The sequence below is a fragment of the Solitalea agri genome (genome assembly GCF_023914155.1).
Lineage (GTDB): Bacteria > Bacteroidota > Bacteroidia > Sphingobacteriales > Sphingobacteriaceae > Solitalea > Solitalea agri.
Map to the genome: position 1 here is coordinate 22,767 of NZ_JAMWYS010000021.1, position 20,650 is coordinate 43,416.

21 protein-coding genes and 3 tRNA genes are annotated in these 20,650 nt (G+C 37.6%); 10 read left to right on the top strand and 14 right to left on the bottom strand.

Annotated features, from left to right (window positions below):
- Positions 1-9: 9 nt before the first annotated feature.
- The 3 genes from rpsG to NF867_RS04590 all read right to left on the bottom strand — a co-directional run bounded on the left by rpsG (position 10) and on the right by NF867_RS04590 (position 1,759).
- Positions 10-477 carry a 30S ribosomal protein S7 gene (rpsG, locus tag NF867_RS04580; RefSeq protein ID WP_103790515.1) on the bottom strand — a complete coding sequence of 156 codons (468 nt, stop codon included), beginning with the start codon at positions 475-477 and terminating at the stop codon, positions 10-12.
- A 32-nt stretch (positions 478-509) separates the two neighbouring features.
- Positions 510-926 carry a 30S ribosomal protein S12 gene (rpsL, locus tag NF867_RS04585; RefSeq protein ID WP_252586423.1) on the bottom strand — a complete coding sequence of 139 codons (417 nt, stop codon included), beginning with the start codon at positions 924-926 and terminating at the stop codon, positions 510-512.
- A 194-nt stretch (positions 927-1,120) separates the two neighbouring features.
- Complete coding sequence (locus NF867_RS04590; RefSeq protein WP_252586424.1) at positions 1,121-1,759, bottom strand: hypothetical protein; 639 nt, start codon at positions 1,757-1,759, stop codon at positions 1,121-1,123.
- 135 nt (positions 1,760-1,894) lie between these two features.
- Between NF867_RS04590 and NF867_RS04595 the strand changes: the two genes are divergently transcribed.
- Both NF867_RS04595 and pgi read left to right on the top strand, forming a co-directional pair.
- A complete protein-coding gene (locus NF867_RS04595; protein WP_252586425.1) occupies positions 1,895-2,899 on the top strand; it encodes an alpha/beta hydrolase in 1,005 nt (334 codons plus the stop codon).
- Positions 2,900-2,940: 41 nt separating this feature from the next.
- On the top strand, positions 2,941-4,590 hold the full coding sequence (gene pgi / locus NF867_RS04600; RefSeq protein WP_252586426.1) for a glucose-6-phosphate isomerase: 1,650 nt from the start codon (positions 2,941-2,943) through the stop codon (positions 4,588-4,590).
- Between the two features lie 66 nt (positions 4,591-4,656).
- On the opposite strand, the gene NF867_RS04605 is transcribed toward pgi, so the two are convergent.
- The 5 genes from NF867_RS04605 to NF867_RS04625 form a co-directional block, all read right to left on the bottom strand.
- Complete coding sequence (locus NF867_RS04605) at positions 4,657-5,004, bottom strand: hypothetical protein (protein WP_252586427.1); 348 nt, start codon at positions 5,002-5,004, stop codon at positions 4,657-4,659.
- 169 nt (positions 5,005-5,173) lie between these two features.
- Positions 5,174-5,734: an aminoacyl-tRNA hydrolase gene (gene pth, locus NF867_RS04610; RefSeq protein WP_252586428.1), complete on the bottom strand. Its 561-nt coding sequence runs from the start codon at positions 5,732-5,734 to the stop codon at positions 5,174-5,176.
- 231 nt (positions 5,735-5,965) lie between these two features.
- Positions 5,966-6,562: a 50S ribosomal protein L25/general stress protein Ctc gene (locus NF867_RS04615; RefSeq protein ID WP_252586429.1), complete on the bottom strand. Its 597-nt coding sequence runs from the start codon at positions 6,560-6,562 to the stop codon at positions 5,966-5,968.
- 100 nt (positions 6,563-6,662) lie between these two features.
- Positions 6,663-7,634 (bottom strand): ribose-phosphate pyrophosphokinase, encoded by a 972-nt coding sequence (locus NF867_RS04620; protein ID WP_252586430.1) that lies wholly within the window; start codon positions 7,632-7,634, stop codon positions 6,663-6,665.
- 235 nt (positions 7,635-7,869) lie between these two features.
- A tRNA-Gln gene (locus NF867_RS04625) sits at positions 7,870-7,940 on the bottom strand.
- Positions 7,941-8,377: 437 nt separating this feature from the next.
- On the opposite strand from NF867_RS04625, the gene NF867_RS04630 reads away from it, so the two are divergent.
- The gene (locus NF867_RS04630; protein ID WP_252586431.1) at positions 8,378-11,533 is read left to right on the top strand and encodes a glycosyltransferase family 117 protein; all 3,156 of its coding nucleotides are present in this window, start codon (positions 8,378-8,380) and stop codon (positions 11,531-11,533) included.
- Between the two features lie 449 nt (positions 11,534-11,982).
- Here the strand turns inward: NF867_RS04630 and NF867_RS04635 are convergent, their stop codons facing one another.
- The 3 genes from NF867_RS04635 to NF867_RS04645 all read right to left on the bottom strand — a co-directional run bounded on the left by NF867_RS04635 (position 11,983) and on the right by NF867_RS04645 (position 13,753).
- Positions 11,983-12,126 (bottom strand): hypothetical protein, encoded by a 144-nt coding sequence (locus NF867_RS04635; protein WP_252586432.1) that lies wholly within the window; start codon positions 12,124-12,126, stop codon positions 11,983-11,985.
- Positions 12,127-12,149: 23 nt separating this feature from the next.
- Positions 12,150-12,728 (bottom strand): Riean_0653 family protein, encoded by a 579-nt coding sequence (locus tag NF867_RS04640; protein WP_252586433.1) that lies wholly within the window; start codon positions 12,726-12,728, stop codon positions 12,150-12,152.
- A gap of 164 nt (positions 12,729-12,892) precedes the next feature.
- Entirely contained in the window at positions 12,893-13,753 is an 861-nt protein-coding gene (locus NF867_RS04645) for an endonuclease/exonuclease/phosphatase family protein (RefSeq protein ID WP_252586434.1), read from the bottom strand.
- A 500-nt stretch (positions 13,754-14,253) separates the two neighbouring features.
- Between NF867_RS04645 and NF867_RS04650 the strand changes: the two genes are divergently transcribed.
- From NF867_RS04650 to NF867_RS04660, 3 genes are all read left to right on the top strand, one after another.
- Positions 14,254-15,366 carry a hypothetical protein gene (locus NF867_RS04650; protein ID WP_252586435.1) on the top strand — a complete coding sequence of 371 codons (1,113 nt, stop codon included), beginning with the start codon at positions 14,254-14,256 and terminating at the stop codon, positions 15,364-15,366.
- Between the two features lie 88 nt (positions 15,367-15,454).
- Complete coding sequence (locus NF867_RS04655) at positions 15,455-15,841, top strand: hypothetical protein (protein WP_252586436.1); 387 nt, start codon at positions 15,455-15,457, stop codon at positions 15,839-15,841.
- A gap of 179 nt (positions 15,842-16,020) precedes the next feature.
- Positions 16,021-16,977, top strand: coding sequence for an acetyl-CoA carboxylase carboxyltransferase subunit alpha (locus NF867_RS04660; protein WP_252586437.1), 957 nt, complete (start codon positions 16,021-16,023; stop codon positions 16,975-16,977).
- A 72-nt stretch (positions 16,978-17,049) separates the two neighbouring features.
- On the opposite strand, the gene NF867_RS04665 is transcribed toward NF867_RS04660, so the two are convergent.
- Together NF867_RS04665 and NF867_RS04670 are read right to left on the bottom strand one after the other, a co-directional pair.
- On the bottom strand, positions 17,050-17,421 hold the full coding sequence (locus NF867_RS04665) for a LysM peptidoglycan-binding domain-containing protein (protein WP_252586438.1): 372 nt from the start codon (positions 17,419-17,421) through the stop codon (positions 17,050-17,052).
- A gap of 6 nt (positions 17,422-17,427) precedes the next feature.
- Complete coding sequence (locus NF867_RS04670; RefSeq protein ID WP_252586439.1) at positions 17,428-17,931, bottom strand: BON domain-containing protein; 504 nt, start codon at positions 17,929-17,931, stop codon at positions 17,428-17,430.
- Positions 17,932-18,171: 240 nt separating this feature from the next.
- On the opposite strand from NF867_RS04670, the gene NF867_RS04675 reads away from it, so the two are divergent.
- On the top strand, positions 18,172-18,660 hold the full coding sequence (locus NF867_RS04675; protein WP_252586440.1) for a lipocalin family protein: 489 nt from the start codon (positions 18,172-18,174) through the stop codon (positions 18,658-18,660).
- A gap of 129 nt (positions 18,661-18,789) precedes the next feature.
- The gene (locus tag NF867_RS04680) at positions 18,790-19,029 is read left to right on the top strand and encodes a cytochrome b5 domain-containing protein (protein WP_252586441.1); all 240 of its coding nucleotides are present in this window, start codon (positions 18,790-18,792) and stop codon (positions 19,027-19,029) included.
- A 211-nt stretch (positions 19,030-19,240) separates the two neighbouring features.
- Here the strand turns inward: NF867_RS04680 and NF867_RS04685 are convergent, their stop codons facing one another.
- Complete coding sequence (locus NF867_RS04685) at positions 19,241-20,149, bottom strand: PfkB family carbohydrate kinase (protein WP_252586442.1); 909 nt, start codon at positions 20,147-20,149, stop codon at positions 19,241-19,243.
- 220 nt (positions 20,150-20,369) lie between these two features.
- Between NF867_RS04685 and NF867_RS04690 the strand changes: the two genes are divergently transcribed.
- Positions 20,370-20,443, top strand: a tRNA-Asn gene (locus tag NF867_RS04690).
- Between the two features lie 64 nt (positions 20,444-20,507).
- Positions 20,508-20,581 (top strand) — tRNA-Asn (locus tag NF867_RS04695).
- Positions 20,582-20,650 lie beyond the last annotated feature (69 nt).

The following is a 20,650-nucleotide window of genomic DNA, read 5'->3' on the forward strand; positions in this document are numbered from 1 at the left end:
AATCTTATCTTAGAAACGGAAGTGAGAGAACGCTTTGTTAGCCTCAGCCATTTTATGCGTATCCTCTTTTTTCTTAACCGCAGCACCTTCTCCTTTAGCAGCAGCGATGATCTCGCCAGCTAAACGCTCATTCATGGTTTTTTCACCACGACGACGTGCATAAAGAATCATCCATTTCATACCTAACGCTAATTTACGGTCAGGACGAACTTCAGTAGGAACCTGGAAGTTAGCACCACCTACACGGCGGCTTTTAACCTCTACAGCAGGCATAATGTTAGCTAATGCTTTTTTCCAAGCATCTAAACCATTTTCGCTGGTTTTTTTCTCAACTAGTTCTACAGCTTTGTAGAAAATATCGTACGCAATACTTTTCTTACCATCCCACATCATGTGATTAACGAAACGAGTTACCATTACGTCATTGAATTTAGGATCTGGCAAAATGATGCGCTTCTTAGGGGTTGCCTTTCTCATTTTGTTTTAATGTCTTTGTTGCCTTGAATTAATTACTTCTTCTTGCCACCTTTTCCTTTGGCAGCTGGTGCTTGACCTGGTTTAGGACGTTTAGTACCGTACTTAGAACGACGTTGGTTACGGCCATCAACACCTGAAGTATCCAATGCGCCACGAACGATGTGGTAACGTACACCTGGTAAGTCTTTCACACGACCACCACGAATCAATACGATCGAGTGCTCTTGTAAGTTGTGACCTTCACCTGGGATGTACGCATTCACCTCTTTACCATTGGTTAAACGCACACGGGCAACTTTACGCATTGCAGAGTTAGGTTTTTTTGGGGTAGTAGTGTATACACGGGTACACACGCCTCTTCGCTGTGGACATGAATCCAACGCTGGTGACTTACTCTTTTCCACCAGAGCTACTCTACCTTTTCTTACTAATTGCTGAATAGTAGGCATTTTTGCTTTATAAAATTTAAATACTACACCCCTAATTTGGGGTCTGCAAAAGTAGAAACTTATTTCTTATTTAACAAGGCTTGATAGTAATTTAATATTCAGTTAATTAGATTAGTCCATAGACCATGGTCGATAGTCCATAGAAAGTAGGAATATATAGACCATTAACTATGGACCATGAGCTATGAACTAGTCTACTTCTTAACCACATGCCATGGTTTTTGCCATTCGGGAAGTTTAACAGGTTGGTCAAATTGGATCAGACGATCTTTATCTATAAATGAAATTCCGTAAGTTTTTAAATCCTGAGAAGAAACCCTGTTCAGGTCGATGACCTTATAACTGGCCGAACGATTAAATATACAGATCGCTTCCGGCAGCAGGGGCTTATTATCTAAAACGGGAACCTTCACCAGTACCTTAAACCGACCGGTTGATAAAACCCTTGAAGACCCGTCATCCACAAAGAATTTCGTCTGTTCAACACTGTTGGCTTCTATTTTTCCTTCCATTGTCCACAATTGGTTCGAAGTCTCTAATAAAGATAGCTTTTGTTTTAACTCTGTGTTTTCAGTCTTTAATGCTTTAATTGTTTCATCATTGCTAAGAGAAACCGTTTCTTTATTAAAATCATGTTGAGTAATAAAATATATAAAGCCCATCAGCATAAGAAACAAAAGAAAATAAGCGGCAAAGGCACCCGAAAGGTTTAAGGTCAAGCCCTTAAAAGGTCCTTTAACCGATGTTTTGGAAGGCAATGCTTTATATAATATGTAAGACGGAATAATTGGCAGCAAGGTAATCACCACCAGATAGAATAATTGATTATTCATAAGAGAGACATTGGTGAACCATTAAATTTACTAATTTGAATGGGCAGATTAGTTAATAAATGAACTATTGCTTAATCTTGAATCCTGTTGAGTTAACCATTTGCCCTCTTAATTTATTATTATAGACCTTATTAAATGAAAAAAGCTTTGACAATTGTTATACTCCTCCTGTTTATTTCGATTATTGCATACCTTCTAGGACCAACACCTGAAAGACCTGTTTATAATACACAGCTCCCGGAAGTTCCATCTTCCCCTACTGCCCTTGAAAACTATGTCAAAGGAATTGATAGTCATCATAAGATAAAACCCGGAAATGGTTCTGAGATTGTTTGGAATGATTCTACTAAAACAAAAACACCCTACGCTGTCTTATACCTTCACGGTTTTTCCGCCAGTCATGAAGAAGGCAATCCGGTGCATCGTAATTTTGCCAAGCGTTATGGATGTAATTTATATTTAGCCCGATTGGCCGAACATGGAATAGACACTACAGACGCAATGGCCAATTTAACTGCTGAAAATTATTGGAGAAGTGCTGTCCAAGCCTATGCAATTGCCAAACAGTTGGGTGATAAAGTTATTATTCTGGGTACATCTACTGGTGGAACCCTGGCATTAAAACTGGCCGCCGAGTTTCCGGAGATTCATGCACTCCTAAACCTCTCACCCAATATTGCTATCAATGATCCAACAGCTTTTATTGCTAATAATCACTGGGGATTAAAATTGGCGGAGCTGGTTTTAGGGGGCAAATACAGAAATTCTGAACTTGATACTGCAGAAGGGCCAAAGTACTGGTATTATAAATATAGAATTGAGTCGGTTTCGGCTTTAGAGGAATTACTGGAAACATCGATGACCAAAGAAACTTTTGAGAAAGTGAAGTGTCCTGTTTTAACGGTTTGTTATTACAAAGATGAACAACATCAGGATCCTGTTGTAAAAGTATCGGCCATGAGAGAAATGATGGAGCAGCTTGGAACCCCATCTGCATTAAAACAGTTCGTACCTTTAGCTACTCCAGAAAATCATGTATTGGGAAACCCTCTGAAAAGCAAAGACATTAAAAGCGTTGAAAACGCTTGCTATAAATTCGCTGAAAAGGTTTTAAAACTTAGCCCCAACGTAAATATTTAATTGTGTATTTTTGACACTTTGCAAACCACAGACTTATAAAAATGGCACTTAAAAGCGTAAATCCTACTAGTACAAATGCCTGGAAAAAGCTTGAACAGCATTACCAGGAAATTAAAGACGCTCATCTCCGTGATTTTTTTGCTAACGATATCAATCGGTTTCAAACTCATCACATTCAATTCAATGATATTTTAGTTGATTATTCAAAAAACCGAATCAACAACATTACCCTTCAATTGCTTTTAGAGTTAGCTGAAGAATGTGGTCTTAAAGATGCCATTACAAAGCAATTTGCAGGCGATGTAATCAATGCGACCGAAAAACGTGCAGTTCTACACACCGCTTTACGCAATCGTAAAAACTCACCTGTTTTAGTGGATGGAAAAGACGTGATGCCTGATGTAAATGCTGTTTTAGGGCAAATGAAAACATTTTCGGCAAAAGTAATTTCGGGCGAATGGAAAGGTTTTTCAGGTAAAGAAATTACAGATGTAGTAAACATTGGTATCGGTGGTTCTGACTTAGGTCCATATATGGTTTGTGAGGCCTTAAAGCATTACAAAACCCGCTTAACAATGCATTTCGTTTCAAATGTTGACGGTGCTCACATGGCCGAAACATTGAAAAGCTTAAATGCCGAAACCACTTTATTTATCATCGCTTCAAAAACCTTTACTACGCAGGAAACCATGACCAATGCACTTTCTGCCCGTGATTGGTTCTTGAAATCAGCAAAAGATAATGCCGCGGTTGCTAAACACTTTGTGGCGCTTTCTACCAATAAAACCAAAGTAACTGAATTTGGTATCGATGAGGTCAATATGTTCGGTTTTTGGGATTGGGTTGGCGGTCGATATTCATTATGGAGTGCCATTGGACTGTCGATCTGCTTAAGTGTTGGTTTTGATAAGTTCGAAGAACTTCTTGACGGGGCTCACGCAATGGATGAGCATTTCAAATCAGAAGACTTTAATAAAAACATTCCGGTAATTTTGGCTTTATTGGGCATTTGGTATAACAATTTCTTCGGAGCTGAAAGTCATGCCTTATTACCTTACGACCAGTATTTGCACCGTTTTGCTGCTTATTTCCAGCAAGGCGATATGGAAAGTAATGGTAAATACATCGACCGTTCGGGCAATGCTGTAACCTACCAAACCGGGCCAATTATTTGGGGAGAGCCGGGCACCAATGGTCAGCATGCGTTTTACCAATTAATTCACCAGGGAACTAAATTGATTCCTGCTGATTTTCTGGCAGCGGCACAACCGTTAAATGACATGGGTGACCATCAGGAAAAATTATTATCAAATTTCTTTGCTCAAACCGAAGCATTAGCTTTTGGAAAAACTGAAGCAGATGTAAGGGAAGAGTTTTTAGGTTCAGGAAAATCACAGGAAGAAATTGATTTCATTACTCCTTACAAAGTATTTGAAGGTAACCGTCCAACGAACTCCATTATCTACAAGCGTTTAACGCCATTTAATCTTGGAGCTTTGTTAGCCATGTATGAACAAAAAATATATGTACAGGGTGTTATTTGGAATATTTTCAGTTTCGACCAATGGGGAGTTGAATTGGGTAAACAATTGGCTAATGTTATTCTTCCCGAATTAATGTCAGGTGATAAAATCTCTTCTCACGATTCTTCGACCAATGGGTTGATCAATGCGTGGAAAGAGATGCGATAGCACATAGTTTGTAGATCATAGTTCATAGCATTTTCTTACTATGAACTATGATCTCTTAACTATACCCTATTTACTAGCAGTAACCGGTGCTGAACTCATAGTAATTAAATACTTCATAATGGCTTCCTGAGCTTTGGGATCTATCACTTCACTTCCAGCTTTCTTATTCGCCTTTTTAACCATTTTGGGCACAATCATACTCCATTGCGCTTCGTTAAAGTCTTGCGGTGTTTTTAAAGCATGGCAGCCTCCACAATAAGCTTGGGTTGCTTTTTTTCCGGCATTATACTCTGAAACGGTATAGCCCGGAAACTTTAATGCTCCTCTTTCTACGTCAGCATTTTTGCTTGTTACTTTTGAAGTTCCACAGGCAGCTAAAGTAATTGCACTAATAATAATTAAACTCTTCTTCATTGATTTTGGATATTTTGGTTGTATTATTTCAAAAACCCAATATAGAGTTTAATTATTTTCTTAAAAATTTGTTTACAAAAAAGATAAGAAACTATCCGATGTTACCTTTATCTGACTAAACTATATAACACCCATTGGAAAATCATTAAAACCAAATAAATTATGCGGTCTACTTATTCAATCGAGTCATTGCAAGCTCAATACCAACGGTAGAAAAACCTTTGATCATTTCAATACTTTTATCAATTAATAAAGGTAACTGCGGAGTTTCATCATTGTCAAAGCCACTTAATACATAATCGACTTGGCGACCGCGCGGAAAATTATCGCCGATCCCAAAACGGATCCGAGGATAAGCCTGTGTCCCAATCATTGATTCGATGTTTTTTAATCCATTATGACCGGCATTCCCTCCTTTGGGTTTTAATTGAACTCGGCCAAAAGGCAAAGCCAATTCATCTACAATCACCAAAACATTTTCCACCGGAATTTTTAATGTTTGCATCCAGTAATTCAAAGCCTTGCCACTAAGGTTCATGTAAGTAGTTGGTTTGATCAGATGCAAGGTCCGGCCTTTAAAGTTTACTTCAGTATAATAAGCATGACGTTCTGTAACAAACTTCACTCCTTCTTCTTTGGCAAATTGATCCAAAACCATAAACCCTATATTATGGCGTGTATCGGCATACTCTGGCCCTATATTTCCAAGTCCGGCAATTAAGTATTTCATTGTTTTATAGATATGACAATTGCGAAATGAGGTTTGAGATTATTCATTTCCCAAAAACTCATGCAAAAATAGAGGATTATCGGTTTTTTAATAATTCAATATAAGTTTTTGAACTTCAGAGCTCCCAATTTCTCTTCAATGCAATGAAAAATCAGGCTGAACAAAAATCTCAAATAAAAAAAGCAGTCCTGGCCTAAACCGGGACTGCTTTCATTTTCAAGGATGAAAAAATTATTTTTTACCGCCTTTAGTTGCAGCTGCAGCTTCAGCATCAGCCTGACGTGTAGCACGTGAAGCAAGAACAGAAACCATAGTATCAACTTTTGCATTTAAGATTTCAAGGTTTTCTAACTTGATTTCACCAACGCGAATGTTTTTACCTAATTCCAATTTGCTGATATCAACAGGAACGTAGTCAACAAAGTCTTTAGGTAAACCTTTAACTTTCAGTTTACGGTATTTTTGGTTCAATTTACCACCAATACGTACACCTGGAGAAGTACCTTCTAAACGGATAGGTAATTCCATAACAACTGGTTTGTCATCAAATAACTCTAAAAAGTCGATGTGAGTAACAAGGTCAGTTAATGGGTGAAACTGTGAGTCTTTTACAATTGCAGTATGTTTAGCTCCATCAATTGTTAACTCGATGAACATTGCATCTGGAGTGTACAATACTGGACGTAAATCTGCAGCGGATACTGAGAAGTGAGTTTGTTCTTTACCACCATATAATACAGCTGGTACTAAACCTTCATAGCGTAACTCCTTAGCATCACGTTTCCCTACGTTCGATCTTTTCGAACCGCTAATAGCTATAGATTTCATTTTTTAAAAATATATTATGTTAAAAATTATACGCACTAATTTCACGAATTGATCGAATTTTACTAATTGGTGTAATTAGTTTAATTCGTGTACTTCGTGTTTAAAACTTAACTGTTGTTTGAACGCCATCACCCATGCGGAACAGATCAGAAATAGATCCATGTTCGTAAACATTGGCAATTGCTTTTGAGAATAAGTCGGCAACAGTTAAAACTTTAATTTTATCGCTTGCCTGTTTCAATGGAATTGTATCACAAATGATCAATTCTTCTAAAACTGAATTCTCAATATTTTGATATGCTTTACCTGAAAGAACACCATGCGTACAAACCGCGCGAACACTGTTTGCACCTTTTTCTTTCAATAAAGCTGCGGCTTTAGTTAATGTACCGGCTGTATCGCAAATATCATCTACTAAAACTATATCAGCTCCTTTAACATCACCAATCACCGACATTGATTCAATTTCATTGGCACGTTTACGTTGCTTATCACAAATTACCACCTCAGCATTTAAGGCTTTTGCAAACACACGAGCACGAGCGGTACCGCCCATGTCAGGAGATGCAATTACCAGATTAGGCAATTTCAACGATTTGATATAAGGTACCATGATAACCGAGGCATCCAGGTGATCTACCGGAATATCAAAAAAGCCCTGAATCTGAGCAGCGTGAAGATCCATGGTCATAATACGGTGAGCACCGGCAGCAGCTAATAAATTAGCAACTAATTTAGCTCCAATGGCTACACGCGGTTTATCTTTACGATCCTGACGGGCTAAACCGAAATACGGGATAACCGCTGTAATGTAATGCGCTGAAGCACGCTTTGCTGCATCGATCATCAGCAGCAGCTCCATTAAATTATCTGAAGGAGCGAATGTCGACTGAATCAGGAAAACATCGCAACCGCGAACAGATTCGTTATAGATCGGCTGAAACTCACCATCGCTGAAACGCGAAACTGTGATATCACCTAGCTCACGAGCACTAGCCTGAGCAATTTGATCTGCCAGACCACTCGAAGCTGAGCCGGCAAATAACTTAACGGGATTAAAACGTGAAGGCATTTTTTCTGAACGTTTAATTATTCGTGAGTTGTTTTATTCCTAATGCACTCATGAATGCTTTGCATTTTGTTTTTTAGCGGTCATCAATCCCGATAGCTATCGGGACGCTGAACAAACTTCACGGCATTAGTTCAAATGACTGAGAAGCGTTTTTTTTGAAGCTTAGCTTAAAACTAAAATTGCGAAATACGAAATCTTTAAGAATCGTATTTCGCAATAATTTGCTTTTTTTAAGTAGCCCGACCTGGATTCGAACCAAGACAAACGGTACCAAAAACCGTCGTACTACCATTATACTATCGGGCTATCTCCTTTACAACTTCTTTCGTGTTACCGTTTGTTGTTGTTTGGGACTGCAAAAGTAGAAATCAATTTTATTTCTCCAAAATCTTTTTTCACTTTTTTTTATGAGCTGATAAAACTCTCTGAAAGTCAGTAGAAAATATTTTATCAAGCCTTAAACAATGTCCAAACAACATTGAAGTCGCCTGCAAAGATAGCATGGTCATTCAATTTTGAAAATCAAATGATCGTTTTTCATTTACCTGTTTGATTTATTTAGCTCTATATATTAAAGAAAACCACTAAAGTTTATCCTAATTAATAAGGCAATATTTTCTACACTTTTAACGTTAATCTGGGATTCTCAGATTCTTTACAAACAAAAACTACAGACATTAAAATATTTTCTAAATTCGGCGTTTTGAATTGAATAGCTAAAAACCAGAAGTCAAACATATATTATGACGAATTACACCAGGTTAAACAACCTTTTTGGATGGGTTACCTTCCTGATTGCAACTACTGTTTACACATTAACCCTTGAACCTACCGGCAGCTTTTGGGACTGCGGCGAGTTTATTTCATCTGCTTATAAAATGCAGGTTTGTCACCAGCCGGGAGCACCATTGTTTTTGATGATTTCGAAAGTGCTTTCACTTTTTGCAAGCGACAGAAGTCAGATTGCATGGTGGACCAATTTTGGATCTGCTGTTTCAAGCGGAGCTACAATCATGTTTCTTTTCTGGAGCATTACACACCTGGCCAAGAAACTAGTCTTTAAAGTCAATACCGAAATCTCTGGTTCTCAGATCTTCGCCATTATTGGCGCCGGATTAGTAGGAGCTTTAGCTTATACCTTTTCTGACACATTCTGGTTTTCAGCCGTTGAGTCGGAGGTATACGCCATGTCATCATTGTGTACAGCCGTTGTTTTCTGGGCCATTTTAAAATGGGAAAATGAAGCAGGTGAAAAATCTGCTGACCGTTGGTTAGTTTTCATCGCCTATTTAATGGGTTTATCAATTGGTGTTCACCTATTAAACTTATTGACCATCCCTGCTTTGGGTATGGTTTACTATTTTAAGAAACATCAGGCCACTACTAAAGGGGTGATTGGCGCTTTTTTAATCTCCTGTGTTATTTTAGTATTCGTACAATACGGATTAATTCCGGGAACCATTGCTTTTGCAGCCAAATTCGATTTGTTCTTTGTTAATTCATTAGGAATGACATTTGGCAGTGGTGTAATTGTATTTGGTATTTTATTCTTTTCGTTCCTGATAAGTCTGCTTATCTATAGCATGAATCAGAATAAAAATCTGCTGTATTTTGCTGCTGCAAACCTGGTCGTTCAGCTTTTCTTCGGCTGGGGAGTTTTAGGCGGAGCAATTGCGGCAGTAGCTATGGGCCTTGTACTGTTTTACTGGAAACCAACTATCAATCAGTATATTTTAAATACAGCGGTTTTATGCACCATGTTCATTATGATTGGATATGCATCTTTTGCCATGATCGTTATCAGAGCGAAAGCAAATCCAAATTTGAACAACAATGATCCTTCAAATGCTTATAGCTTTTTAAGTTATTTGAACCGTGAGCAATACGGCGATCGTCCTCTTGCGTTCGGACCTTACTTCAATACTGAAATGACTGGTCAGGATAAAGGCGATATGCAATACCGTAAGGGAGCAACCAAATACGAGGAAGTTGGAGCAAGACCAATAGCTAAATATGCGAAGAATATTCCGTTCCCTCGCATTTACAGCGATGATCCCAATCATGTTCAGTTTTACAAAAGCTGGATGGGCATTAGCGGCGAACCTACTTACGCTGATAATATTGGTTTCTTTATTGGTTACCAGGTTAACTATATGTATCTCCGCTATTTTATGTGGAACTTCGCAGGTCGCCAAAACGACGTGCAAGGAGCTGGAGCTGTACATGAAGGAAACTGGATAAGTGGTATTAAACCTTTAGATGCCTGGCGCTTAGGCAACCAGGATAATTTACCTGCCAGCATTACTGAAAATAAAGCGTACAACCGCTTATATTTCTTACCACTTATTTTAGGTTTAATTGGTTTATTCTTCCAATACAAACGCAATCTTAAAGACTTCTCAGTCGTGTTCCTGTTGTTCTTTATGACCGGACTTGCCATTGTACTATACCTAAACCAAACCCCTTTGCAACCGCGTGAACGAGACTACGCTTATGTAGGTTCCTTTTATGCCTTTGCTATTTGGATAGGGCTGGGAGTTTTAGCTATTTATGAGTTTTTAGGTAAGAAGATCAACCTTATGGCTTCTGCTGGTATTACCACGGTTCTTTGTTTAGTGGCTGTACCTTATGTAATGGCTAAAGAAGAATGGGACGACCATGACCGTTCAAATCGTTATACTTCACGCGATTTGGCTGCCAACTATTTAAACAGTTGTGCACCAAATGCTATCATCTTTACCTATGGCGATAACGATACTTATCCGTTGTGGTATTGTCAGGAAGTGGAAAATATTCGTCCGGATGTTCGTATAGTGAACCTGAGTTTATTGGGTACTGATTGGTATGGACGTCAGATGAAAGAAAAAATGAATGAATCGGCACCTGTTAAAATTTCAATGGCGAACGAAAAATTTGCTGCCGGCATACGTGATTATACTCCATTATTCGACCAGAGTATGCAAGGAAATGCCGAGCTGAAAGACGTAGTTGATTTTATTGGCAGCGATAGTCAGGAAGCAAAAGCTCAAACACAAGGAGGAGATTTTATTAATTACCTTCCGACAAAAAACCTGAAAATTACCGTTGATAAAAATGCTGCAATTGCTAACAAAGTAGTTGACGCTTCTGAAAACGATAAAATTGTTCAGAGTATTAATTGGAGCCTGCCTGGCAACGGTTTATACAAAAATGACCTATTAGCTTTAGATATTATTGCTCACAACATTTGGGAGCGTCCTATCTATTTTGCCATCACCGTTCCTGATCGTAATTTCTATGGATTAGAAAAATACTTCCAGAACGAAGGTTTCGCTTATCGCTTGGTACCTGTATTAAGTGATTCAACTGATGCTATTTTAGGCCGCGAAGGAAGTATTGACGTGAACATATTGTACAACAATGTGCACAACAAGTTTAAATGGGGTAACTATAACAACGGTAAAATTTACGTTGATCCGGAAAGTTCACGTATGACCACCACTTGTAAGAGTACCTTCACTATTTTAGCGCAATCTTTATTTAATAAAGGCAAAGTTGATTCATGTGTTAAAACGCTTGATAAAATGAATGTTTCCATTCCGTTTATGAGCAATCAAATTGGCTATAACCTGATTCCTGATTTAATGACTGCGGATCTATATTTCAAATGTAATCAGCCGCAAAAAGCGACTAAACAGGTGGAGTTAATCAACAATTTCATTACAAATCAGCTTAATTATTATCATTCATTAGGTAACCAACGCATTGGCCGATTTGGCGAAGAGATTAACTTTGGCTTAAGTCTGGTTAATGAGTTAGCTGGAATGGCTGAGAAAAACAAACAAACTGCACTTACTCAAAAACTTAAAACCGAACTACAGTCGTTAGAAACTAAGTTCAGCGCAGTAATGCAGCAATAAAAACTGAAAAGATAAAAAATAAAAAAACCTCCGATTTAAATAAGTCGGAGGTTTTTTGTTGTTTTAGATCAATACCCTAAATAGGGAGTCTGCAGGTTTCATAGTATTCTCCGGGCATCGGCTCTCTCCTACTTCAGAATGTCAAGATTTTGAAAAAGAACTGCCTAAACTCAATACTGTATTGCCCTTTACTAATGAAATTTTGCTTAGTGACATAGCAAAATTGCCTTTTCTTAAAGCAATTTTCCATTAACCGGATTAAAAACTCCTGTTTCTAAATGAAACTTTCTTTAAGTCGAATGAGTTATTTCTATAAATTGAGGCAATATTCCTTGTTTAAAAGAAGATTTCCCATAAATAAAAAGGAAGTCGTACCGGTTGCTATGAAATTAGCTGATCAATAACTGAAAATGGCTGTCCAAATCAGGCAGCCATTTTTTTTATTATCTTCAAATTTGATAAAACGAACCTGTTATTGTACCTGCATTAATAGCAGTAGTCATTGTTGCACCCGCAATTTGTGCCGAGGTAGTGCTCATAAAAAGGCAATAGCAAAAAACGGCCATCGCGGCCTTCACTAAATAGTTTTTCATTTTTAAATGAGTATATAGATGTATTATAGAGTATATTTCATATCAAATCGACCTTCCCGCACTTCTACTTTCTCTCCTTTATCGTTTATGGCATCGAACCAAAAAGTGCCTGAGACAATTTGTCTAGTTTGATCAAAATGGGTAATTTTTAATTCTCCGATAGAATTAGAAGTGGTACTATAATGGGTGAAATTACTTACACAACTAGGTGGATAATACCAGAAGTCACCTGAAATATTACCAATACTTTCGCTTTTTAATGGATAAGTTTCCCCCTCTTCAATACTCATCAGTGTAGAATTAATTGCAATAGAATAAACTTCACATTCTTTATCAGTTTCTTTACTTGCAGAAACATGAAAATAATATCCATTTCCTTTAGAATCATTAATGTATTGGTAATAGCAATTAAGTACCGGGCTACCGAAAGCTGAACCCTTAGGTAAAAACGCTTTCCCATTTAATAAACATCCAAATGTATTTTTCCCTTCCTGGGTAGCCTCTGGTAAGGCGGCAATGCCAATTTTTTCTTTTTTGCAGGAGCCCGAGATGAGCAGCAGACTCATTAAAAATAAGCAGATGTATAAAAATTGTTTTTTCATGAGTTAGTTTATATAAAAGAGGTAGATTATCTGTTTTTCAGTTCGCTCAAAGGCACCATTTTTTGTAACTGAGCAGTAGTTAAACAATGACCAAAGCGGCAGGTTTAATGGGCTAGCAAGGTCACAAAAGTCCCTCTCCGAAGGAGAGGGATTTAGGGTGAGGCTTAGTTTAAAACGATCCGGCAAACAATCGGCAAGTGATCAGAAGGGAAACGCTTATCTTTTGCATCAGAAAGCACACCGTATTTCAGCACCTCAACTTTGCTGTTCACAAAAATATAATCAATGCGATCTTTTAAATCGCTGTTATAATTAAAGTTATTGAACGTACCAATTGGCCCATAAGGTTTGGCTTTCGTTACTTCGCGGGCATCCGCCATGTTCGTGTTCATGGTTTTAAAGGCCGAAGTTTCGGGTGTTGAATTGAAATCGCCCATTGCAATTACCGGAGTTCCCGGGGGAACAATATCCTCTATCTTTTCGAGTATCAGTTTGGCTGAATTCTCACGAGCTTTTACGCCAATATGATCGAAATGCGTATTGAATACATAAAACAGTTTTCCGGTTTTAACATCGGAAAAACAAGCCCAAGTGCAAATGCGCACGATGGCTGCGTCCCAGCCTTTTGATGGTTTCTCGGGTGTAGGTGATAACCAAAAAGTACCGGTTTTCAATACACTAAACTTCCTGGTATTATAAAAGATCGCCGAGTACTCCCCTGCCTGTTTACCATCATCACGACCAACGCCTACATAATCGAATCCTGGCAATTCATCCAAATCAACCATCTGCTCGTTCAATGCTTCTTGGACTCCGAAAATATCAAACTGGTGATATTGAATAAGCTCTTTAACCCAATCTTTACGATTAGGCCAGGCATTTATGCTATCTGAAGCGACATTTAAGCGGATGTTATACGTTGCTATTGTTAATTCTGTTCTTGGAAGATCTTGAGCTTTAGACGTACTAAACCCAAGAGAAAGGATAGAGAGCATGCAAATGTTGAATAGGTTTTTAATTTTCATGGAGATTAAACTTAGCTTAATTGCTTAAATAAAAAGCAACAATATTAATTTATTTAAAAAGGTCGGGAATTACTAACAAACATATTACACGACCCACGAAACTAATCTTACAGTCAAGAGCTTTCTTTTTGGTAAAAAATAATTCATTTTAGTTAATTCATTTTTATTTTTGTATAGCAAATAACTGACTAACAACAACTCAAAATAGCTTTTATTAAAAGCAGGTACAATCTACTTATGATTCAATTTAAAATTGAAATACATCAAATTTATTCTCTTCACTAAAACTGAAATGAAAAAATTATTGCCGCTTGTACTCTTGTTTAACCTCTGTTTTACAATTTTAAAAGCCCAATCCACCATAGTAAACAAAACCACAAATAAAAAATCGGCATACTATATCGAAGAAAGCATTTTAAAGTGTTGAAGACCGGAACTTTATAAAAATCGACTTAACAGCTCTGCTCCTTACCTAGTGCAGTGCTCAAATAACCCTAATAATGAAAAAACTTACTGTTATAATTCTTTTATTATGCACCCTCATATTAATTGAAAAAAAATCATATGCCGGAACCATAACCTTGCAAGGCACAATTGGTAAAATTCCAATTGTAATGGAATTAAATATCGACCCAGTTTCTGCCTCAGGCACTTATTTCTATAAAAAACTTAAACAAGACATTGCCTTTGAGGGAACTGCGGCTTCCAATAATCTCTCGCTTAAATCAGAATCAACCGGCGACAAGTTTGAGTTAACTAGAAATGGCCATACATTAAACGGGACCTATACTAACAAAAAGGGAACTAAACTACCGGTAAGGCTCAATGATGTTGAACCAAATTCAGTTAAACTACTTTTTGTAAATGAAACGCTTTCAAAAACGCTAAGCGATTATTCAAAGCTTCGTTTAAACGAAATAAAGCTTATACCCGGCAAACAGGAATTGTTGAATCAAAAGTATCTTATTCAATGGTACAGCGAACCTAACTCCAAAATCAATGTCTTTAAAATTATTAGCGGTTACCCTCAACCGATTATCAATACAATTAACGATCAGCTTTATAACGAGTATTATCAAAATTTCGAAGCTTATTTCTCTTGCTCTGATATGGATGGAAATGCGGGCTACGAGCAAATCGAAATCACCAGCTGTTTTTTAAATGAGCAGTTTGTGAGCATCTGTATTAGCAGTGGTTGGTATTGTCATCCGGCGGCTCACCCCGACTTTGGCGAATCCGGCATTACCTTCAATACTAAAACCGGCAAGAAGTTGGAATTGGAAGACATTTTATGGTTTGGAACCGGAGCTAAACCTAAAAAAGAATCTGACGAATGGTTCAGTTATCGATCAAAAACCTATGCACCACAAATTGTTAAATTGTTTAAAAGACTCTACCCTACAGAAATGATAAAGCCCCAAACAGAAGAGAATTGTGATTATACAGATTCAGAAGTGTGGGACTTTGGTTCTTGGTATTTTACCCAAAAAGGGCTATACGTAGGGGCTTATTTTGCACGTGTTGCAAGGTCATGTGATAACCCGGGGTGGTCAATTATTCCATTTTCCGAATTAAAAAAAATGAAACAGGCAAACCATACGCTTACGTTCTAATTTATTACTCTTAATTCAAAGAATTATAACACTTTATAAACAATAATTCAGATGAAATAGAGTTATAGAAATGCAAACACTATAACATATGGAAACGCATTTTTGTAAACTCCTGCCAGTCCTGTTTCTTCTTACAATTACCACAAATTTATTTGCTGAATCACCGCTGCAGGATCGAAGCGTTAATATTTATTCTCCATCTAAATGGCTTAAAAACAAAGCTGATGATTCATTATATGTAAAAATCACAGGAGATCAACTTTCTAAAAAACAAACGGAGAAGTTAAGCGAAGAGTTAAAAAAACAGCAAGGAGTAAATAGTGTTAAAATCAATTTTGAGCTTGCCACAGCTAATATTCATTTCGATTCAAAACTTATATCTACAGGAAAACTACTGAATATCATCAATACATTTAAATCTTCCAACGGGGAACAAAAATACAGAGCCATTGTCATTAAAGACTCAAGCTATTAATCTTCAAATACTTAATAATCATTAACCTTTATTAAGCGTACAGATATACATCGATATTGAAAATGTTTCTTACTTTTACCCCTCAATTTTAGACCGATGTAATTTTGCGTTCACATGCTCTCCGTTTAGTAGTCTCTAAACAGGCAAATTCAAAGGTTAATTTTAAGAGACACAATTTGATGAAACCAACTTTTGATTTCGAAAAACCAATAGGCATCCTGATGGAAGAGCTAGAAAAAGTGAAAATGGCTCAGGAAAAGACCAAAGTAGATTTTTCGGCAACTATTCGCGAAATAGAAACTAAAATAGAACAAACACAGCACCACGTGTATAACAACCTTACAGGCTGGCAAAAAGTACAAATGTCGCGTCATCCCGAGCGTCCACAAACGCTTGATTATATTTCGATGATGTGTGAAGATTTTATTGAACTTCATGGCGATCGTACTGTAAAAGATGACAAAGCCATTATTGGTGGTTTTGCAACTATTGATGGAAAACCAGTATTGATTATTGGCCATCAAAAAGGAAAAAACACGAAAGAGCGTCAATACCGCAACTTCGGCATGGCCAATCCTGAAGGGTATAGAAAAGCGCTTCGCCTAATGAAACTTGCCGAGAAATTTAATGTTCCGGTTATTAGTTTAATTGACACAATGGGTGCTTACCCTGGACTTGAAGCTGAAGAGCGTGGACAAGGAGAAGCAATTGCCAGAAACCTTCTCGAAATGTCGGTTCTAAAAGTACCTGTTCTATGTTTCATTGTTGGCGAAGGTGCCTCGGGTGGAGCTTTAGGTATTGGTATTGGCGATAAAGTTTATATGCTTGAGTATTCTTGGTATTCTGTTATCTCTCCAGAGTCATGTTCATCTATTTTATGGAGAAGCTGGGATCATAAAGAAAAAGCGGCCGATGCACTAAAACTTACCGCTGAGGATATGTTTAAAAACAAACTTATCGACGGCATTGTAAAAGAGCCATTGGGCGGTGCTCAAAACGATCCTGCTCAAATGGCAGCGACCTTAAAAGCGCAAATCCTTAGCGATCTGGAAGAATTAGGTAAAAAGAAAATAGAAAAATTGATTGCTGAGCGTATCGATAAATTCTCTTCAATGGGTGTTGTTAACGAACATTAATAACCTCAAAGCAAAAATAAATTAAAAGGCCTTCAGTTTGATTCTGAAGGCCTTTTAATTTTAAGAAATTCCCTATTGAGGAATCTTAAGTACCTGCCCTGGTTTTATTAAATCCGGGTTGCTTATTTGATCTTTATTCGCTTCAAATATATCCTGCCATTTAAGCCCGCTGTACTTCGTGGCTATCTTACTTAAGCTGTCGCCCGGCTGCACTGTGTAAGTTGTACTGGCACCTGGGGCAACACTAATGTTCAGCACCAAATCTGCCGACCGCATTTCTGGGTCAATCTTTTCATACACCGCCCAAATTTGCTGCTTTATTGCATCACCGGGAGCCGTACCGGTTAAATACAATACATTGTTTTGTTCCTGAACAGAAAGATCGTTCACCCCATTGGCCCGGGCAAAACTGATCAATTCCTGGTATTTATCTTGTAAAGCCATAGCTGTTTATTTAATAACTTTAAGTTGATTGATAACTTTCTTGGGTTTAGCTTCATTTGCAGCCTGCACGGCCTTCATCAGGTCTTCCTTTGTAACTTCTCCCGTAAGCGTTACTTCTCCATTTAAAATAGAAAATGTAACCCCGGAGATCCCCTTCTGCTTAAACGATTCTTCGATAGTAGTTTTTAATACATCATCGGGGTTAATTTGAACAGCGGCAGGTGGTGGAGGTTCAACTTTAACAGTTGTGTTATTTACAACAGACTTAACTCCCTTTACACTTTTGACCAATGTTTCGAGCGATCCGCGACTCATTTCATCAGCCAGTTCTCCATTTAAAGTAACAACTCCTTTTTCAACCGTTGCGGAAACACCTGGACCATAGGAAGCAATTTGCTTATTTACCTCCTCTGAGATTTGAGAATCTTTTGGCCCACAAGCCGTAAAAAAGAGAGCGAATAACAGCAGCATAATCGATGATGTTATCCATTTTAATTTGTTAGAGCGCATAGGATTTAGATTTATTTAACCTTAAGCTACCAAGAATTTCAGACAACTCGATTTCAATTTTAAACTTTAGTTCTATTCATTTAATTTATCCATAATGAATATTTATTTGCTGATAGTTAACGACTTATGTTTTTTCAATTTTATCTTTTAAAAATTGTAACTCATTCATTTTGAATACGTATAAAGATGAAACACATCCTTATTTACAGGACAAAACTCTTAAAAAACGACTCTTTAAACATGAAAAAATTAGCCTATGTGGTTGCCTTAGTTGTGGGCCTATTTACAACAATAGCATGCCAAAAAGATGATGAAGCAAAAGTTATTGATCCAACGAAACTGACCAGCTATATATGGAGTGGAACTGAATCAGGTGGATTTAGCGGAAGCTATTTGATTACCTATGGTGTTGCATATGACTTTTCCATTGATGGCCAGGGCAAACAACTTTGCAAGAAAACATATTATGTTGAGAATCGAGATGAAAACGGCTATAGGATGTTATCTCCGCACGATTATCTCGGAACATGGACACTGGAAAACAACCAGGTAAAAATAGCATTCGATGGAGACATAGCCGATCATAAGATTTTTAATGAAGTCTTTGATTTGGTAGAATTAACTGAAAATAAATTGGTTTTTAAAAGCACTAATGAGGGGCTAAGGCCTGTAACAACCGAAAGAACTTTTAAGTCTCAAAACAGAACAGAAGTAATAGCAGGAAATTAGTTAGTTAGATAGTTATATGAAGAAGAGAACCGGAGTTGCAAAACTTCGGTTTTTTTATTTGAAGTCCCATACTATCAGAATTACCAAACTCAAATTTTGAATGCGCAAGGATTTTTTACTTTTGCCACAATGGAAGAAACACAGCAAGGATACACACGAAATCAACTGGCATTAAGAAACGGGCAGGATAAGCCGCAAATTTGGGTTGCCTACAAGGGAATGATCTATGATGTTTCGGAAAGCAGGCTTTGGAGAAACGGGAAGCATTATGAACACTGGGCGGGACAAGATTTAACCGATGAGTTAAAAGATGCACCGCACAGTGAAAATGTTTTTGAGAAATTTAAAGTTGTTGGAAGGTTGTTATGATTGAGCTTTTTTTATTTGCTCCTTCAAAAGCTCAGTTTCCTTTTTTTCTTTCTCCATCCGGATTTCTGTAAGGTCGGTTAGATTCCGCAGGAACTTAATTAAATAATAGCATAGAACTACCAATGCTGTCATGAAAAATCCAGTTACGAGGAACGCTAAGGTCTGTAAGAAAAAGTCCATTGTTTAAAAAATAAATTTAGGTGCTAAGTAATTAAAAACTTACCAAACTTGAAAACTGATTTACTCTATTGTTAATTTCTTCTTGTGATAAATTCTTAATCCGTTCTGTACCGAATTTTTCTACACAAAACGAAGCCAGTGCCGAACCGTAAATAACGGCCTTCTTCATTTTTTCAAAACTAACCTCATTTTGGCTTGCAAGATAACCGATAAAGCCACCTGCAAAAGTATCACCTGCTCCTGTTGGATCAAATACTTCTTCTAAAGGTAATGCTGGTGCTGAAAATATTTGCCCTTCACCAAACAGCAACGCTCCATGTTCACCTTTTTTAATTACAAGGTATTTTGGGCCCATTTCCTGAATTTTCTTGGCGGCTTTGACCAAAGAATACTCTCCGGATAATTGACGAGCTTCTGCATCGTTAATCGTAAGCACATCTACCATCTTCAACGTCTCTTTCAAATCATCCATTGCAATGTCCATCCAAAAGTTCATGGTATCCATTACAATTAATTTTGGACGATTATTTAAGCGATTGATTACCGTTTGTTGAATTTTAGGCGTAAGATTGCCTAACATTAAGAACTGGCAATCTTGATAGCTTTCCGGAATAATTGGATCAAAATCGGCCAATACATTCAAATCGGTCACCAAGGTATCACGGCTGTTCATATCGTTATGGTAACGACCTGCCCAGAAAAAAGATTTTTCTCCTTTTTTTATTTGCAATCCCTCGGTGTTGATGCCATGATTATTCAAATCTCTAATTTCTTCCTCAGGAAAATCATCTCCAACAACAGCTACTAAATTTGCATTTTTAGTAAAGTAAGAAGCGGCTAAACAAACGTAAGTCGCTGCTCCTCCGACGATTCTGTCGGTCTTGCCAAAAGGGGTTTCAATAGCATCAAATGCTACGGTACCTACTGCCAATAAACTCATTCGATTTTTTTTAAAATTTTTCTTCGCAAATATTGCATAATTAATTCTAAATCCCGAATATTGCACTCCCAAATCGATGGAACGCTATCGAAAACAAAGGGGAAAATGGTTGGAAATTTTTAACTTTGAACCATAAAACTTATCAGAGATTTGCTCAGATAAAATTTGAAAAATTGATTTTTACCGGTCCCGAATTTCGGGATATATAAAATACTCACACTCCTGAGTAGCTCAGCCGGTTAGAGCATCTGACTGTTAATCAGAGGGTCGCTGGTTCGAGCCCAGCCTCAGGAGCGCTATTGTTAAAGATTAATTCTTTAGACAATACGAAAAAGGGACGACTCCCACTTCTCACAATTCCTGAGTAGCTCAGCCGGTTAGAGCATCTGACTGTTAATCAGAGGGTCGCTGGTTCGAGCCCAGCCTCAGGAGCATAATCCCGATCATTCATTTGGTCGGGATTTTTTGCTTTTAGACATCTTCCCTACCATCTATGTACTT

Coding starts and splice junctions, on each gene's coding strand:
- rpsG (WP_103790515.1), bottom strand. CDS start 477: ATGAGAAAGGCAACCCCTAAGAAGCGCATCATTTTGCCAGATCCTAAA.
- rpsL (WP_252586423.1), bottom strand. CDS start 926: ATGCCTACTATTCAGCAATTAGTAAGAAAAGGTAGAGTAGCTCTGGTG.
- NF867_RS04590 (WP_252586424.1), bottom strand. CDS start 1,759: ATGAATAATCAATTATTCTATCTGGTGGTGATTACCTTGCTGCCAATT.
- NF867_RS04595 (WP_252586425.1), top strand. CDS start 1,895: ATGAAAAAAGCTTTGACAATTGTTATACTCCTCCTGTTTATTTCGATT.
- pgi (WP_252586426.1), top strand. CDS start 2,941: ATGGCACTTAAAAGCGTAAATCCTACTAGTACAAATGCCTGGAAAAAG.
- NF867_RS04605 (WP_252586427.1), bottom strand. CDS start 5,004: ATGAAGAAGAGTTTAATTATTATTAGTGCAATTACTTTAGCTGCCTGT.
- pth (WP_252586428.1), bottom strand. CDS start 5,734: ATGAAATACTTAATTGCCGGACTTGGAAATATAGGGCCAGAGTATGCC.
- NF867_RS04615 (WP_252586429.1), bottom strand. CDS start 6,562: ATGAAATCTATAGCTATTAGCGGTTCGAAAAGATCGAACGTAGGGAAA.
- NF867_RS04620 (WP_252586430.1), bottom strand. CDS start 7,634: ATGCCTTCACGTTTTAATCCCGTTAAGTTATTTGCCGGCTCAGCTTCG.
- NF867_RS04630 (WP_252586431.1), top strand. CDS start 8,378: ATGACGAATTACACCAGGTTAAACAACCTTTTTGGATGGGTTACCTTC.
- NF867_RS04635 (WP_252586432.1), bottom strand. CDS start 12,126: ATGAAAAACTATTTAGTGAAGGCCGCGATGGCCGTTTTTTGCTATTGC.
- NF867_RS04640 (WP_252586433.1), bottom strand. CDS start 12,728: ATGAAAAAACAATTTTTATACATCTGCTTATTTTTAATGAGTCTGCTG.
- NF867_RS04645 (WP_252586434.1), bottom strand. CDS start 13,753: ATGAAAATTAAAAACCTATTCAACATTTGCATGCTCTCTATCCTTTCT.
- NF867_RS04650 (WP_252586435.1), top strand. CDS start 14,254: ATGAAAAAACTTACTGTTATAATTCTTTTATTATGCACCCTCATATTA.
- NF867_RS04655 (WP_252586436.1), top strand. CDS start 15,455: ATGGAAACGCATTTTTGTAAACTCCTGCCAGTCCTGTTTCTTCTTACA.
- NF867_RS04660 (WP_252586437.1), top strand. CDS start 16,021: ATGAAACCAACTTTTGATTTCGAAAAACCAATAGGCATCCTGATGGAA.
- NF867_RS04665 (WP_252586438.1), bottom strand. CDS start 17,421: ATGGCTTTACAAGATAAATACCAGGAATTGATCAGTTTTGCCCGGGCC.
- NF867_RS04670 (WP_252586439.1), bottom strand. CDS start 17,931: ATGCGCTCTAACAAATTAAAATGGATAACATCATCGATTATGCTGCTG.
- NF867_RS04675 (WP_252586440.1), top strand. CDS start 18,172: ATGAAAAAATTAGCCTATGTGGTTGCCTTAGTTGTGGGCCTATTTACA.
- NF867_RS04680 (WP_252586441.1), top strand. CDS start 18,790: ATGGAAGAAACACAGCAAGGATACACACGAAATCAACTGGCATTAAGA.
- NF867_RS04685 (WP_252586442.1), bottom strand. CDS start 20,149: ATGAGTTTATTGGCAGTAGGTACCGTAGCATTTGATGCTATTGAAACC.